We start from the raw sequence: 16341 nt of genomic DNA, 5'->3' as shown, positions 1-16341 counted from the left end.
TCTTGCCACCCGAATAATTTGTACGTTTGTAATCTTATATTTTTTATGTTACGAGGAGAAGATAATTTAGCGTTACTGACCGAGCCTAGACGTATTGTAATTACAACACATCATAAACCAGATGGAGATGCATTAGGCTCTTCATTAGCACTTTACCATTGGCTTAAAAAGCGAAATCACGATGTTTCAGTGGTCTTATCTTCTGATTTTCCAAGTTTTTTGGATTGGATGCCTGGACGGGACGATGTAATCATTTATCCTACACAGTCCGACAGGTCTAGCAAACTATTGTCCGAGGCTGAGATTGTATTCTGTCTAGATTACAGCGCTTTATCCCGCACCAATATCTTGGAGCCACTCATTGCTAGTTCCCCTGCTCAGAAATGGATGATAGATCATCATTTAGATCCAGAAGACTTTGCTTCTTTAGTTTACTGGGATTCGTCTGCTGCAGCCACGGCACAGCTCATCTATACCTTCATAGCCGATGTTATAGGAGCTAGCAAAGAAATCGATGCCGATATGGCGACATGTATGTACGCAGGTATCATGACTGATACAGGTTCGTTCCGGTTTCGCTCGACCACTGCAGCAGTACACCATATTATCGCCAACCTTATAGAAGCAGGGGCAAGGAACTGGGAGATTCATGAGCACATTTACAACAGTTCAACAGAGCGAAGGCTGAAGTTCCTGGGCTATGCTTTATTAAACTGTCTCGAGGTAATACCAGAATACAATACGGCACTTTTTGCGATAAGCAAAGAAGATCTTGCTCAATTTGATATCACCACAGGAGACACAGAGGGATTGGTTAATTACGCTTTATCCATAAAAGGCATCCGGTTGGCTGCTTTAATTATCGACAGAACCGAATTAATTAAATTATCTTTACGCTCAATTGGTGAAATACCTTGCAATGAGATCTGTAGAAAATATTTTAACGGTGGGGGCCATCTGAATGCTTCGGGAGGGAGCTCATCCGAAAGCCTAGCTGATGTTGTCAACAAATTCACATCCATATTACCGGAATATAAAGATATATTAACATAGTAAATAAGTATTAAACAATAAAATGAAACCATCACGATTTATTCCTTCTATCATCAAGAAGAATAATTCGGACAGCTTTATCACAATTAAAAAAACAAGTTTAAATAGATGAAAAAATCAGTATTATTTTTATCGGCAGCTGTTATGTTATTAGCTGCTTCATGCCAAAGCTTCAAAAAAGGTGATGGTGGTCTAGAGTACAATTTAGTGGACGACGTGGCCAAAGAAAAGGCTACTGCAGGAGATTATTTATCTGTTGATTTAACAATCAAATCAGACAAAAATGATTCTTTACTAAACAGTACATATGATTTAGGCTTACCTCAGATCGTAAATATTATGTCTGACACTATTCCTGGAGCATACAAAGGTGACTACAACTCGATGTTCAGAATGTTGGGCGAGGGTGACTCTGCCGTATTCAAATTGAACATGGATACCATGGCCGCAAAAACTGGCCAACCAAAACCAGAATTTGCAGACAAGTTCGTTACGTTTACTGTTAAGGTAAGAAAACACTTCAAAAAAGGTCAATTGACGGACTCCGCCTTGTATGCGCAAATCGATGGTTACTTTAAAGGTGAATTAGAAGGTTTGAAAAAAGCTGAAGAAGGAAAAATTTCTAAATATATCGCTGACAAAAAATTAGAGCCTAAGAAAACTGCTTCAGGTTTACAATATGTTGTCACTGAAGAAGGTAAAGGAGCTAAACCAGCATTAGGAGACACTGTAGTTGTTAACTATACAGGGATGTTGACTAATGGTACTGTTTTCGATTCTTCCATCAAAGAAGTAGCCACTAAAAACAACTTGGCTGTAGATCCAATGCGTACATTTGAGCCATTGCGTTTTAGTATCGGAAACCAACCCGTTATTCAAGGATGGACTGAAGGTCTTCAATTGTTTGGAAAAGGCACAAAAGCCACCCTTATCATTCCTTCGTCTTTAGCTTACGGAGACCGTCCTGCAGGACAAAAAATCCCTCCTTACGCACCATTGGTGTTTGAAGTGGAGTTAGTTGATGTTATCAAAGGTCAAGGAATCGCACCAGCGCCAGCTATGCCTGGTATGGGAGCTCCTACAGTAACAGAGCCTACGAACTAAGTTCCGTAGAATTCTCATAAAGTAAAGAAGAGCGTCCGAAAAAATCAGACGCTCTTCTTTATTTTATGAAGATCTGTCTTCAAAAGAATGCGGCCGATCTTAGCCAAACCTATTAAGCTTTAGTGAGAATAAAACGCAAATCTTTAACATTTTCAAAAATAAAACTCAATTCTTTTAAGGGAATCACTTTTCTTGGGCTTAGATTAGTCTTATTATTGACAATTTGCTATTTTTGAGCAATTAAAAATTAAGCTGATCATGCAATCACCCTATACCCTAACCGATACGCATACGCATTTTTACTATAATATACACACGGAAAAGATAGTGGAACAGATCCGACGATGTCTAGATCACAACATCGAGCGACTCTTCCTACCCAATGTCGATAGCGAATCTATAGCAGCGGTGATGGATACGGTAGCCGCCTACCCGGAGCACTGCTTCCCCATGCTAGGCCTACATCCTTGTAGTGTAAAGGAGAACTACAAAGAGGAATTGGCCACAATCGAAAAGGCAATAGCGAAACATAAAATCTACGCTATCGGAGAAATCGGAATAGACCTTTACTGGGACAAAAGTACTTTAGCCTGGCAACAAGATGCATTCCGAACACAGGTAGCTTGGGCGAAGGACTTGGGACTACCGATTGATATCCACTGTCGGGAGGCTTTTGATGAGACATTTGAACTGTTGGACGAGTTGCAGGACGATAAGTTATTCGGCATATTCCACTGTTTCACGGGCAACCTGGAACAAGCACATCGGGCAATCGAGCTGGGCTTTAAGCTAGGGATTGGTGGTGTGGTCACTTTCAAAAAAGCAGGACTCGATGTTGTGGTAAAAGAGATTCCACTGGATCATCTAGTCCTAGAGACAGACGCACCTTATCTCGCCCCTGTACCCTATCGTGGAAAAGAAAATGAAAGCTCGTATCTGCACTATATCGCAGAGAAAGTCGCTGATCTCCACGAAACCAGTATCGAAGAAGTAGCGCGGATAACTACACTAAACTCTAAATCAATTTTTGGCATCTAAAATAATCATGAACATATTCATTATATATACAGGCGGCACAATAGGTATGGTTCAGGATGAATCTGGGACGTTTATCCCTTTTGATTTTGATCTCATCAAAAGTAACCTACCAGATCTAAGTCGTGTAGACTATAAGCTGACAGTACACTCCTTCGACCCTATTATTGATTCATCGAATATGAATCCAGAAATATGGTTGAAGATGGCGCAACTGATCCAAGATAATTACGACCACTACGATGGTTTTGTAATCCTGCATGGCTCGGATACAATGGCTTTCAGTGCCTCTATCCTCAGTTTTCTGTTGGAAGGCCTGCAGAAGCCTGTTATACTTTCCGGATCACAGCTACCGATCGGTGAAATCCGGACAGATGCGCGCGAAAACATGATGACAGCACTTGAAATCGCTTCGACCAAACACAACGGTGTCTCTGTAATCCAAGAAGTATGTATCTTATTTGATAATAAGCTGTTTAGGGGCAACAGGGCCTTCAAATACAATTCCGCAAAGTTTGAGGCTTTCCGTTCTCCAAACTACCCCGTTCTTGTAGAAGCAGGGATACATCTTAAATATAATTTTGAGGCTCTCCTCAATAATACAGATAAACAACTGGTACGTCATCACAAGCTGGATGACCATGTCGGTGTACTCAAACTCTTTCCTGGTATCCGTCCCGAGACGATCAAGGCTATACTAAACGCAAATGTACGCTCGATTGTAATGGAAACATTCGGCTCGGGCAATACAACTACAGACCAGTGGTTTCTAGATTTATTACAAGACGCTATACAAAATGGTAAAAACATTTTAAATATCTCGCAGTGTAAAGTAGGTTCTGTCGAACTTGGTCGCTATGAAACAAGTCAGGGATTGAAAGCGATTGGTGTCCTCAATGGTTACGATATGACTTTCGAAGCCGCTATCACCAAATTAATGTATCTACAGGGCGAATTTGAAGACCAAGAACGTGTAGCTTATTGGGTAGAAAAAGATATCCGTGGGGAGCTGACTATAAACGACTAAGTACACAACACTTAGTCGTTTTTTAATTTGTATAGAAAAACAAAAAGCAGCCAATTGTTGTTATTATCTTAAAAACAGTAATATGTATAAATTAAGCATGTGTATCGCTTGCCTAATGGCAACACTACTGATAGCAAGCTGCTTTCCCAAAGCGAGCCAAGCCATCCGATCGCTTCCTGTAGAATCTAAAGAACAGATCCTAACACAGTACAACCAAGACCAAATCACGCAAGGACAAACACTATTTGCAAATAGCTGCGGCAACTGCCATAAGCTAAAGCAACCGGAAACAAGGACGGCTGAACAGTGGAATAAAATTGTAAAACGGATGATCCCAAAAGCGAAACTAAGTGACGAAGAAGGAAAATTGGTAAGGGCCTATGTCATCGCAAACTCGAAGACAATATAGAAAAATTCAACTGTTTTTTATTTAAGTTTGGGTAAACAAAAGAACCCCCATGCTCAAAGTTATTTTTTCACTACTACTTGTTATTACCATAATATCCCCGATACAAGCTCAGGACACGCTCTATTTTGATAAAGATTGGAAAGAAACAAAAAAAGGCGGGCACACTTATTATCGTCCCTTACCGATGAGAAAGGTTGGAGAGCTGCTCTTTTTACAGGATTATTACCGAAATGGTCTGCTCCAAATGCAGGGCTATGTACGTGCTGACAATCCGGAAAGCTATGTAGGAGATGCATACTGGTATGACGAAAACGGATTTGATTCGGATATACGTCAGCACCGAAATAAAAGTACGGTGAGAGAATTAGATTACTATCACACTGATGGTAGCTTATGGCAGAAGATAACGTATTCGAGTAAAGGTGAGAAAGAAAAAATAACAACCTATTTCAATGACAAAATAATCGCTGTAGGGCATATATCAACTGCCGACAAGTTTTCTGGCACATTCAGTTATGCACAACCGATAGTTCACTATGAAAGTAATTTATCGGATGAAGATCCTTTTATAGAGACAACTACGCCAGTGACATTGATGAATGAAACGAAGCAAAAGAAAACTGAACCTGACTTTTATTTCATTACCGTATTTTGGAATAATGGAAACAAAGCGAGTGAAACAAAGGTCGTATATACACCCTATGGAAGTACCACTGAGGTTTATAAAAAACACTGGGATAAGGCCGGGAAATTCCTCTCGGAAAGAAAATATGATAACGACGACCAGCCCTCATCTTATATAAAACAAGATTATTACACTAAAAACTATTTTGCGAGCAGTCTTGCGGAGAACATCCCCTACAAAGACGGTGAAAAACATGGTATTTCTATCATCTATGATACAAATGGGGATACATTATACCGTTCTGTGTTTTCACATGGCTCCCTAGAGGAGGTCAACATATATCAAAATAATAAGACGACTCAAAGGAATACCTATCGAGAGAACAAACCCTATGATGGTGTATTCACGGAAGAGATGGGGGGAGTCTCTAGAACTTTTAAATTACAGAAGGGCGTAAAAATAGATGAAGAGGTATTAATAGAGACAGAGAGTTCAAAAACTATTGCTAAAGGCACATACAAAAATGGGCTACCTTGGAGCGGGAGTTTCTATCATGAAGCTGATCTATATGAAATTCTTAGTTACGAAAATGGGCTGCAGAATGGGGTTCAACGTGTATACAGCAACCTCTATTTTGAAGACATTAAAGAGGAATATGAAATGAAAAATGGTATTCGCGAAGGATATCGGAAAATTTATGAAGCGGATAACCTCATCGAGGAAAGTGTTTATAAAAATAATCAAATCGTGTCAGGAACTATCCAAGAAGGTGATGCCAAATTAACCTATGTGGACGGAAAACTCAAAACCCGTAATCTCTTCAAACAGGGTATTGATAACAGGCCTTCAAGTAAAGAGGAATTCGAAGGTAATGCATTGAAATCTATCAGCTATTTTGATTTCAGCATAAAAGAAAACCCTAAGGCTTCCTACACAGGTTATTTTAGAGACGAAAAACCTTTTGATGGGTATTTCAAACTGGACACTTTAATAGATGAAATCCCGCTTGTAGATTACTACGAAAATGGCGTTCTGAAATATAAGTACTCGTTTGAGTTTATAGATCAACTGGAAAGTTACAACCATTATACCTATACGCAAAAAACAAGTTACCTCGACGATAAAGTAATAAGTGGTCCATTGTATAAAATGGTTGGAAGAGAAAGGCTGATCCGAATTGACTATGCCAATTCGAAACTGACAGGATTTGATGTCAATTTATTTGCAATGCATTTCTTTTCCCGTATATCATTCCAACTGGAGCAAGATATATTAACGATTTCAGCAATAGATTCCCCCATAGCGATCAAAGTATACCGCAGCAAAAATGAAAATATTGTAGCCGATCTCTATAAAGAAGGTAAATTACTAAGGAAGGGTGATGAGTTAAAACAAGTCGAGGCAGGAAGTCCAAACTCTAGAACCTTTTATTATGTACGGGATGGACAGATAAAGACCTACGTACTTTCGATTCTGCCCTTTTTAGATGCAGATATGGAACCGAATACTGTAATATCGACATTATATCCAATGTTTCCGATGCAAGGTGTGTCAGACATGTCGACACTCCTAATTCAATTATTAGACAAATTTCAATTAGAAAATATAGAAGAGGCCATGTACTCGAGTATCGGTAATAACTTTCCCTTTCAAACAGAACAGCTACTGGCATTCGTAGATTTTGATGAAAACGGCAAAATATCTTTTGGTATCCGCCCAACAGTTCAATCTGGCGGCAGTGTTCTAGTTGAAGGCATTGAAAATAATATCGTTAGAAAAAAAATAATTTTCAAAAACATAGAGGAGATGCTGGCAAATGATAAAGAAGCGCTCCAGAATCTTGAACATAAATTACTCAACGATCCAAATTAATACCTCAGCAGGAGGAATTACCACCTTCCTCCTGCACCACCACCGCCTGAAGAGCCACCACCGAAGCTCCCACCTCCGCCACTGGAAGACGAGCCTCCTCCAGATGAACCACTACCACTTGACGATCTGCTTTTCACGGGTATGGTGAAGAAACCAACATGTCTAAAATAATTACAGTTCTGGCAAGAGTCAAACTTCTCTCCTTCTCCAGACAAGGAATAAGTAGCAGAACGAATTGTCTTCGTCTTATTCACCTCTAATGTAAAATAATGACATTGCGGGCAATCTCGAAAGTGCGAACTCTTCTCCCAAGGTAATAAACGGACTTCATTACTGGATGTATTCTTCCATATCTCATACCGTAAGCTCTTTATTGATTCTTCTTTCTTTTGGCCAGGATCCAGGTATTGATTGGGCTTGGCCTTACTATCGCTACGATTGACCCTTATCCAATTGTTCGTATTATCAGGAGGTGTGAATCGTCCTACATTGCGCCGAAACCGGTTCAAGATTCCCCATAAATCAAACCAAGCTAATGGAGTCAATAACATAGGTAAGACTAAATATTTCACATAACTCTTTAAGCTTCGCTGTAGATCTTCTTCATCTTTAAAACTTTCCACGATCTTGCTTTTTCCATTTGAAATCTTCGTGGCAAGTATCAATGCAAGAAGTATAAACATGAAGTAAGGAAGGTTCTTGATTTGATAGATTTCTTCTAGATTGTTAAAGATAAATACAAAAATAAAAAGAGTTATAAACATCAATAGCAGCATACATCCCATACCCCAGAATACAGGAGCTATTAGCTGGGGTTTACTTTTGGTATCTTTTAATATACGGACTGAAATAAAGTGTACATAAAGATACAACGCGGCAAAAAAAGCGAGCATCAATAACGTATTGAGTAAGATCGCATTTCGAAAACTCCAAAAAGATACAGGCTCCGGCATCAGTCGTTCCAGTTCTGCTATAGAATCGGATGACTTCAGTACCTGTTCAATAAATTGCGAAGCTTCTATTATACCTTGATCATAATCTCCGTTCCGAAAATTCGGAACCAGGTACTTTTCACCCACACGCTTTAAATAAGCATCTGGAAAAATACCTTCCATGCCATAACCTGATATAAAGCGGTATTCATGTCTGTCTTTCGCAATAAACAACAGCAGGCCATTATCAGCACCTTTCTTGCCTATCCCCCAAATGTTAAAAAGCTCAAGTGCGAATTCAAAATCGCTATCCCCTACATAGTCATTGACCACCACAATAGCATATTCTGCTTTGGTCACGCTATCGATGCTTTGCGAAATATCATTCAGTTGGGATACGGTATAAGATTCCAAAATACCATCGGGATTACTCACAAAATGTCTTTGTCCCTCGGTCTTGGGGTTAGGTAGGTTCTGAACTGTATACTGTGCCTGCGCTGACATCCTGCACACAACAACGAATAAAAGGGTAAGCAGGGATAGTTGTAGACGCATTTAAATCAAAGTTTGTATTCTAAAAATAAGTAACAAACCTTGATTTAAAAAATGTTTTTGAGGTCAGAAACCTTCTTCCTTATTTCCTTTCCAATCCATTTGCTTAAAAATCTGAAATTTACCATCAACGTTTAACTGTTGTAATAGATTTCCCCGAAAAACAAGTTGCATATTGTTTCTTAAGGTACTCTCCACTTGAAATGTGCGTAACACTCCTGTAGCACCATATAAGACAACCTCGTATTTCAATGGCACAGCTGTAGTATGGATACCCATAAACTGATTAAAGATCAATTGCTTGTTCGTGTTAAAATCGGCTGCAATTTCCACATCACTCTGATCTAGAATAGGGTTTGCTAATTGCGGACTAAACGGCGCATAGAAAAATGGATCATGTTGTTGACTGATTCCAATTTTTTCAACGACAGATAAATCTGCCGCATCGGTAAACTCGAACTTTACCTGACTGAATAGGCGCTGCAATCTGATCTCAATCTCGGAATCTTCACTCACCTCGAGATCACCAACATAGCCGAAAATATCGGCATTAGAATTAGCAAAAGTATTTCCGACATAAAAGTTTGATAAGGTGGGAGACTCGGGCAATAGCAGATCATGAGCAGATTCATTCGAGACAAAAAAAGTCGAGTAACTTCCCTTGGCGAGGTTTAACACGAGACTTGACGCTTCTTCATAAGCAACACTCCCTGTAACAACAATGTCGGGATTATCTTTATGAAACAAGAAATAATGAAGCTTATTAATGGGGCTCCCTACCTGTGAGGGCGACATACCCACCAAGCGAATATTGTCGAAACGCCAAGTACCTGTTGATACCTTATATTCGGCTCCGCCATCCCGTCGAGTGCCTGCTTTAGGGATAAATTTAAACCAAAGCTCGGCTCCAACAATATTTTTATCCGATAGCTGATACGTGTAACTATTCTTAGGCGCACCTTCTCCATTCTTTAAAAACTGATTAGTTGCCTCTAACACTTCGTATTTTACCCCTTCATCTATTGAATAATATATCTCAAAATCTTTAGGCCCTGTATCTGAGCTCCCAGTATCAAAACCAAATTGCGTTATCTTCTCTACACCTCCTATTGGTAGTTTTACAACAACCTCGGTAGCTCCTTTTATAGAAAGAGAGCTAATAGCTTCATAATTCTCAAATGAATATCCCCCAACATAAGAATTAGTCCCGTCTGAAGTTATAATCGGGCTTAAGTCCTTCTGATAAGCTATGTCAGGGTCTAAATTCTCTGCATTAAATGACCAGAAATACAAATATCCTTCGATGTAATTCTGTACGTTTGAAGGTTTCGTATTTGATTGTGCTTGATTTTTTACACCCGAGGCTTTCAACGAAGCATCAGAGCTACTAAAACCTGAAATTTTAAAGGTAACTGATTGTAAACTCTCATTTTGTTCATCTATGGATCCTTCTTTTTTACAGGAATAAATAGTTAATAAAATGATGAAAAAAAATGAAAGTCTACCTATTTTAGAAAATAGACAATTCATTATATATTATAATTAGTTATAAAAAAACTGCGATTAGCGAACCGCCAACCGCAGCAATTTACATAAAACATTTTAAACCAACAAATTAACCTTTCACCCTATAGATTACCTCCTTGCCTTCAATAACAACGCGAACCTTGTCCCCTTTTTTACCTTTAATCTTATAGGACTGCACTTTCCCGTCTTTCCAGGTGATATCGACAAGCCTATTACCCCGAGCACGAAGCCCCTTGACTGTCCCCTCCTTCCAGGCAGTAGGTAAGGCCGGAAGTAAATGGATGTAACCATCCTGACTTTGCAACAACATCTCGGAAATACCTGCCGAGCCACCAAAGTTTCCATCGATCTGAAACGGCGGATGTGCACAAAATAGATTCGGATATGTACCCGCTCCTACTTTGTCATTCCGCAAAAAAGCCGGCTTCAACAACTGCCGCAAGATCTCTAAAGCATGGTCACCATCATGAAGTCTCGCCCAAAACAATATCTTCCATGCTCTAGACCATCCAGTACCTTCATCGCCGCGTACCTCTAATGTTTTCTTGGCCGCTGTCGCCCAATCAGGTGTCGTCACCGGCGAGATAAAAGCCGCAGGGTATAGCCCGTACAAATGCGACACGTGTCTATGCCTAGGCTCTATCTCCCGATAATCCTCCAGCCATTCCATAACACGGCCAGATGAACTGACGCGTACAGCAGGCGGAATATGCTTAAGATCTGTACGCAATGTCTGGGCAAAACTATCTTTAAGTCCTAGTATGGAGTCTGCTGTAATAACAGCACCGTAAAGTTCTCTTACAATCTGATTGTCGATGGTAGGTCCCATGACAACAGAAGCCGTCTTGCCATTAGCTAACTTAAACCCATTTTCGGGGGACACTGAAGGTGAGGTAACCAACCATCCTGTTTTAGGGTCCTTAACTAAGGTCGCTTGGTAGAATTGTGCTGCACCAGCCAATAATGGATATACTTCCCTTAGATAACCTTCATCGCCACTAAAAAGATAGTGTTCCCACAAGTGATTACATAGCCAGCCAGAGGCCGTACTGGCACCCCAAGAAGCATTCTCTCCGGGAGCAGAATATCCCCAGATGTTGGTCATCATATACACTACCCAGCCCGGAGCATTGTAATAAGCCTTGGCTGTTTTTTTGCCTTCCTTAGCTATTCTTTTAATCAACGCTATAAAAGGCTTGTGATATTCTGGAAGATTACCGACCTCTACCCCCCAATGGTTCATTTGCGCATTGATGTTTAAGTGATAATCACCATTCCAGGGTGTCTGAATCTGATGTGCCCAAAGCCCCTGTAAATTGGGAGGAAGCGCCTTTTCATATTTCGGCGCAGCACTAGAAATCATTAGATACCGTCCAAATTGATAATACAATGCGGCCATACCGTTGTCTTCTTCTGGATGTTCGAAAAAGTCTTTGATACGTTGATCGGTAGGTAGATTCGCTTTGGAAATCTGATCTTTCAGCGTTAATCCGACTCGTCCAAAGGTACGTTGGTATTCGCGCAGATGCGCAGCAAATAGTTTATTGTAGCTCCACTTATCGGCATCTCTCAAATTATTCGATACATCTGTCTTCGGGGAACTATCGTAATAACTTGTGGACGCTGTAAAATAGATCAACACCTCGTCAGCTTCTTTAATAATCACTTGATTGTCATACAACTGCTGCTTCCCTCCTTTGGCTACCACCTTAATCTTACCGACAAACTCGAGCCCGTCTCCTCCTAATCCATTTGGCAATCGGCCTGTTACGGTGATTTCATCCTGTTGTAATTGATAGTCTTTCACATCCTTGTCGCGGTAAAAGTGAAGCGCAAAACCTATAGACTTTTTCTTGCTTGCCGATAATCTCACGACACCGACATTCTTATCCTGTGACGTGAAATACTCCCGTAGATAACGAATTCCATTTGCCTCAAAGCTCGTTTCTGCTTTTGCAGTCTGTAAGTCTAAACTTCGTCTATAATTGGAAAAATCGCCTTCTATGAAATGAATAAAATTCAAAAAGCCGAAGCTCTGAAAGCAACCATACGGAACCGTCGCTCCATTTCCGAAGCCCGAACCTTTACCGCTACAGACGAAGTTTTGATTGACAAGTTTCTCGGCCTCGTCATTCTTTCCTTGAAAAAGCAGTTGTTGGATCTGTCCAACGCTTTTGTAAGCATCGTAGTTATTCGGATCCTGTTCCGAACCCGACCACATGGAGATTTCGTTGAGAACGATTTGCTCATCCTTAACCCCGCCATAAGGCATCATTCCTATACGGCCATTGCCTAAAGGCAGGGCTTCCTCCCACTTGACAGCGGGTTTGTCGTACCACATCCTAAGATCTTGTCCATGGACAATAGACAAGGTGCAGAAAACTGCAACGACTACACAGATATTCTTCATTATTGATATAAGTTAAATTCTGCTACAGCAAATGACTCAGCGATTGTTTCATTCGGTACAAATTTCAGGTATGGACTACTTAGCAAAGTATCAAATGTAATGATCTGCTCTGTTGGATTGGCCTTTATGTTCGAAAATTCTCCAGTTTTTAACAACTGCCATTTTTTACCATCTTGACTGTGGTACACCTTATATTTGGTCACCATTCCTTCTTTTACACCGTCTTGTCTAGGCATATAGCCCAATGCACGAATCGGCTCCTTCAACCGCAATATTACTTCGCTCTTGGCATTCTTTAGCGATACGGAACTATATATATCCCCATCGAAGGCTTTTTGAAAACTGTGAGATAAAAGTGTATGAGCAGCGTTCCCTAATTTGTTCAAGCCAACATTGGAGTCGCCGAAACTAAATGGCTCTTCATATTCTTTAAAAAGTCCTATATCACTCAGTGTAGGTACCACTGGAGCGTAGAGCTGTACCCTTAGTTTAGACGCCACAACGGGTTGATCTAATTTGATAAGTCTATTGGCTCCAATACTGGTAGCCGAGGCTAATCGTTGCCAAGTATCACCGTTGGGTACCGAAACGACCACACTATCCAAACGCTGGCCAAGCTTAATATTCTCCCGCAAACGAATGATATCGAATATTACAGCATTCGGCAAGGTAACTTCAATAACGGGATTTAACACCCCTTCATCGGGAGCATAATAGCTATAGCGATCATCATCAAAGAGATTGCTTAATGCAAATTCGGAGGATTTACCTCTATTACTAGACGTCGTTGCCCTTGCATTTTTAGCTAGATTACTTGAAAATGTCATTTCAATCTTCTTGCCAAATGCCGCTAATGAAAGAACATCATTAGCATGCAAAATACCTTCGGGCATAGGCGCCAGTCCTAAATTCATATTGGCCCCTCTCCCTACCGATTTAAGATATATTTCGAATAATTGTGCAGGAGTTTTGACCTTCAGATCTTGGTTCTTATGGTAAAACCATCCTGGTCGTTGTGGTACGTCACATTCCGCAGGAATCCAATATTTACCATCACGATCTCCCGTAGGAAGATTAGAATCGTCCAGTTGTCCCGGCACGGGTTTACTCCCATCTTTTGTTTTTGGTGTAATGGTCGCCCAGGAAGTCTCTGCGGCAAAGCCATGCTCATTGCCGACCCAACGCATATCAGGACCGATATCAGAGAAAATCATAGCCATAGGTTGATAACGGCGCACAATAGGCCAGGTCTTTTCTTCCCAAGCATAATAGGTCGTCCTATCTATCGTTCGCTTCTCACTCTTTCCTCCATAATAACCATCGCCCCCATTAGCACCGTCGTGCCAAGACGTAAATAGCTTACCATATCCTGTCATGAGTTCTTTCAACTGTGCCCGATATGCATCGGCATATGCTGGTGTGCCATATCTTGTATCATTTCTATCCCAAGCCGATAAATAAACACCAAATGCCATACCCTGGGCATGACTCGCCTCCATAAATTCTTTCACCATATCTCCCTTTCCATCCTTCCAGGGCGAATATGCTATATTATAACTATTCGTTTTTGTAGGCCAAAGACAGAATCCATCGTGATGTTTGGCTACCGAGATCAGCCCTTTAAAACCGGCTGATGCAGCTGCTTTCGCAATTTGACTGGCATCAAAATGACTGGGGTTAAAAATCTTGGGATCTGCATCTCCGTAACCCCACTCTTTATCCTGAAAAGTCGTAGGCGTGTAATGGATAAGACAGTACATCTCCATCTCGTGCCAAGTCAACTGTCTAGCCGAAGGTAAAGCCCCATAAGGTTCGGGCGCCTTTTGCGCGAAAGAAAACAGTGGGCTTAATAATAGTAATCGAAGTAGGTTCTTAGTGTTCATAGGTGTATGATCTGTTTTTTATCTGTCATTAACTTGTCCCGACTAGTCGAGATGGAATATCCAAACCGAGTATAACGAGCTCACGAACTAAGTATGTTCATTCGTGGATGTACAGTTCTGCTACTGGATATTTCAAATTAAACGATTTAGGTTTCGTACATAAAGATACTATATATCGGTGAATTTACCGTCAGCAACCTATACTGAAAATTAATAAAAAAACAACCCAACTATAAAGTTTAACTATACGACATCATTTTTAACGATGGGAACTTACCAATATTTTCGTATAATTTTGGAAACAAAATCAACGTTAAGATATTTATTATATATAATATAAACAGCTATGGAAGAGAACAAGAAAAAAATTACTACCGCGTCAGGCAATCCGGTGCCATTTTATCAGGATTCTATGACTGCTGGCCCAAGAGGTCCAATTTTGTTACAGGACTTTTTTCTTCACGAGAAATTAGCTCACTTCAACAGAGAACGAATCCCGGAACGTATCGTTCATGCAAAAGGTTCGGGGGCCTATGGAACTTTTACGGTAACTCATGATATTTCAAGATACACAAAAGCCAAATTCCTAAACCAGATCGGTAAAGAAACACGTGTCTTTTTACGATTTTCCACCGTGGGCGGCGAAAGAGGATCTGCTGACTCCGAGCGTGACCCACGTGGTTTTGCAATGAAATTTTATACTGAAGACGGGAACTATGATTTAGTGGGCAACAATACCCCTGTTTTCTTTATCAAAGACCCACGTAAATTTCCGGACTTTATTCATACGCAAAAAAGAGATCCATACACGAACTGTAAATCGGCTACAATGATGTGGGATTTTTGGTCATTAAATCCTGAATCTCTTCATCAAGTGACTATCCTGATGTCTGATCGTGGAACTCCTTTTGGATACCGACATATGCATGGGTACGGCTCACATACTTTTTCCATGATCAATTCGAATAACGAAAAAGTATTTGTAAAATTTCACTTCCGCACACAACAGGGGATCAAAAACCTTACGGGTGCCGAGGCTGATCAAATGAGAGCAGAGGATATGGACTATGCACAACGGGATCTTCACACTGCCATTGAGAAGGGAGACTTTCCAAAATGGAAACTGTATATCCAGGTGATGACGGACGAACAAACAAAAACTTTCCGTTGGAATCCATTTGATCTGACAAAGGTATGGTCTCAAAAAGATTATCCACTGATCGAAGTTGGTGTACTCGAACTTAATGAAAATCCTGACAACTATTTCGCACACGTAGAACAAGCAGCATTTGCACCAGCTCATGTCGTAGACGGAATTTCTTTCTCTCCTGACAAAATGTTGCAAGGGAGAATTTTATCTTATCCAGATGCGCACCGCTATCGTTTGGGAGCCAATTTTGAACAGATTCCTGTTAATAGATGCCCATTCATGGTAAACAACTATCAACGTGACGGATACATGCGCGTAGACGGAAACGGTGCCTCTTCACCAAATTACTTCCCTAATTCATTTGACGAGAGTCGTGAAGCTCGGGAATATGCTGAACCAGCTCTACACCTAGACAGCCCTATTGCTGATCATTATGACAGAAATGCAAATGACGATGATCATTATACCCAACCAGGAGATCTTTACCGTTTGTTAGATCAAGAACAAAAAAGTCATTTAATTGGAAACATTGTAGGTGCTATGTCTGGAATTGAAGGCCCTAAACGTGATGAAATTGTGATGCGTCAATTATGCCATTGGTTTCGAGCAGATATGAATCTAGGTATGGGAGTCGCCAAGGGATTAGGTTTTTCCATGGACAAACTAAGTGAATACATGCCCAAATAAAAAACACAAAAAAAAGCTACTAAAAAGGTAGCTTTTTTTTGTATAAGCAGCAAATAGGTTTTATTTTTATAAAAA

11 protein-coding genes are annotated in these 16341 nt (G+C 40.4%); 7 read left to right on the top strand and 4 right to left on the bottom strand.

Annotated elements, in window-relative coordinates:
- The first annotated feature begins 45 nt into the window (after positions 1-45).
- The 6 genes from G7B20_RS11335 to G7B20_RS11310 all read left to right on the top strand — a co-directional run bounded on the left by G7B20_RS11335 (position 46) and on the right by G7B20_RS11310 (position 7125).
- Entirely contained in the window at positions 46-1053 is a 1008-nt protein-coding gene (locus G7B20_RS11335) for a DHH family phosphoesterase (RefSeq protein WP_164111336.1), read from the top strand.
- Positions 1054-1161: 108 nt separating this feature from the next.
- Positions 1162-2157, top strand: a complete 996-nt coding sequence (locus tag G7B20_RS11330) for an FKBP-type peptidyl-prolyl cis-trans isomerase (RefSeq protein ID WP_164111334.1) — start codon at positions 1162-1164, stop codon at positions 2155-2157.
- Positions 2158-2415: 258 nt separating this feature from the next.
- On the top strand, positions 2416-3195 hold the full coding sequence (locus tag G7B20_RS11325) for a TatD family hydrolase (protein ID WP_164111332.1): 780 nt from the start codon (positions 2416-2418) through the stop codon (positions 3193-3195).
- 4 nt (positions 3196-3199) lie between these two features.
- Complete coding sequence (locus G7B20_RS11320) at positions 3200-4219, top strand: asparaginase (RefSeq protein ID WP_164111387.1); 1020 nt, start codon at positions 3200-3202, stop codon at positions 4217-4219.
- A gap of 82 nt (positions 4220-4301) precedes the next feature.
- The gene (locus G7B20_RS11315) at positions 4302-4628 is read left to right on the top strand and encodes a hypothetical protein (protein ID WP_164111330.1); all 327 of its coding nucleotides are present in this window, start codon (positions 4302-4304) and stop codon (positions 4626-4628) included.
- A gap of 49 nt (positions 4629-4677) precedes the next feature.
- Entirely contained in the window at positions 4678-7125 is a 2448-nt protein-coding gene (locus G7B20_RS11310) for a hypothetical protein (RefSeq protein ID WP_164111328.1), read from the top strand.
- Positions 7126-7142: 17 nt separating this feature from the next.
- Here G7B20_RS11310 and G7B20_RS19325 read toward each other — a convergent pair whose 3' ends face one another.
- From G7B20_RS19325 to G7B20_RS11290, 4 genes are all read right to left on the bottom strand, one after another.
- Complete coding sequence (locus tag G7B20_RS19325; RefSeq protein ID WP_205600207.1) at positions 7143-8612, bottom strand: TPM domain-containing protein; 1470 nt, start codon at positions 8610-8612, stop codon at positions 7143-7145.
- A 63-nt stretch (positions 8613-8675) separates the two neighbouring features.
- The gene (locus G7B20_RS11300; protein ID WP_164111326.1) at positions 8676-10139 is read right to left on the bottom strand and encodes a hypothetical protein; all 1464 of its coding nucleotides are present in this window, start codon (positions 10137-10139) and stop codon (positions 8676-8678) included.
- Positions 10140-10224: 85 nt separating this feature from the next.
- Complete coding sequence (locus G7B20_RS11295) at positions 10225-12546, bottom strand: glycosyl hydrolase family 95 catalytic domain-containing protein (RefSeq protein ID WP_164111324.1); 2322 nt, start codon at positions 12544-12546, stop codon at positions 10225-10227.
- The gene (locus G7B20_RS11290; protein ID WP_164111323.1) at positions 12546-14429 is read right to left on the bottom strand and encodes an alpha-L-fucosidase; all 1884 of its coding nucleotides are present in this window, start codon (positions 14427-14429) and stop codon (positions 12546-12548) included. Before G7B20_RS11290 ends, G7B20_RS11295 begins: the two co-directional genes overlap by 1 nt.
- 346 nt (positions 14430-14775) lie before the next feature.
- On the opposite strand from G7B20_RS11290, the gene G7B20_RS11285 reads away from it, so the two are divergent.
- The gene (locus G7B20_RS11285) at positions 14776-16266 is read left to right on the top strand and encodes a catalase (RefSeq protein WP_164111321.1); all 1491 of its coding nucleotides are present in this window, start codon (positions 14776-14778) and stop codon (positions 16264-16266) included.
- Positions 16267-16341 lie beyond the last annotated feature (75 nt).

Source organism: Sphingobacterium sp. xlx-96 (assembly GCF_011007365.1).
In the GTDB taxonomy this organism is placed as follows: domain Bacteria; phylum Bacteroidota; class Bacteroidia; order Sphingobacteriales; family Sphingobacteriaceae; genus Sphingobacterium; species Sphingobacterium luzhongxinii.
Note: the sequence above shows the minus strand (reverse complement) of the source record. Positions and strands in the feature narration are given on the sequence as shown.

Coding starts and splice junctions, on each gene's coding strand:
- G7B20_RS11335 (WP_164111336.1), top strand. CDS start 46: ATGTTACGAGGAGAAGATAATTTAGCGTTACTGACCGAGCCTAGACGT.
- G7B20_RS11330 (WP_164111334.1), top strand. CDS start 1,162: ATGAAAAAATCAGTATTATTTTTATCGGCAGCTGTTATGTTATTAGCT.
- G7B20_RS11325 (WP_164111332.1), top strand. CDS start 2,416: ATGCAATCACCCTATACCCTAACCGATACGCATACGCATTTTTACTAT.
- G7B20_RS11315 (WP_164111330.1), top strand. CDS start 4,302: ATGTATAAATTAAGCATGTGTATCGCTTGCCTAATGGCAACACTACTG.
- G7B20_RS11310 (WP_164111328.1), top strand. CDS start 4,678: ATGCTCAAAGTTATTTTTTCACTACTACTTGTTATTACCATAATATCC.
- G7B20_RS19325 (WP_205600207.1), bottom strand. CDS start 8,612: ATGCGTCTACAACTATCCCTGCTTACCCTTTTATTCGTTGTTGTGTGC.
- G7B20_RS11300 (WP_164111326.1), bottom strand. CDS start 10,139: ATGAATTGTCTATTTTCTAAAATAGGTAGACTTTCATTTTTTTTCATC.
- G7B20_RS11295 (WP_164111324.1), bottom strand. CDS start 12,546: ATGAAGAATATCTGTGTAGTCGTTGCAGTTTTCTGCACCTTGTCTATT.
- G7B20_RS11290 (WP_164111323.1), bottom strand. CDS start 14,429: ATGAACACTAAGAACCTACTTCGATTACTATTATTAAGCCCACTGTTT.
- G7B20_RS11285 (WP_164111321.1), top strand. CDS start 14,776: ATGGAAGAGAACAAGAAAAAAATTACTACCGCGTCAGGCAATCCGGTG.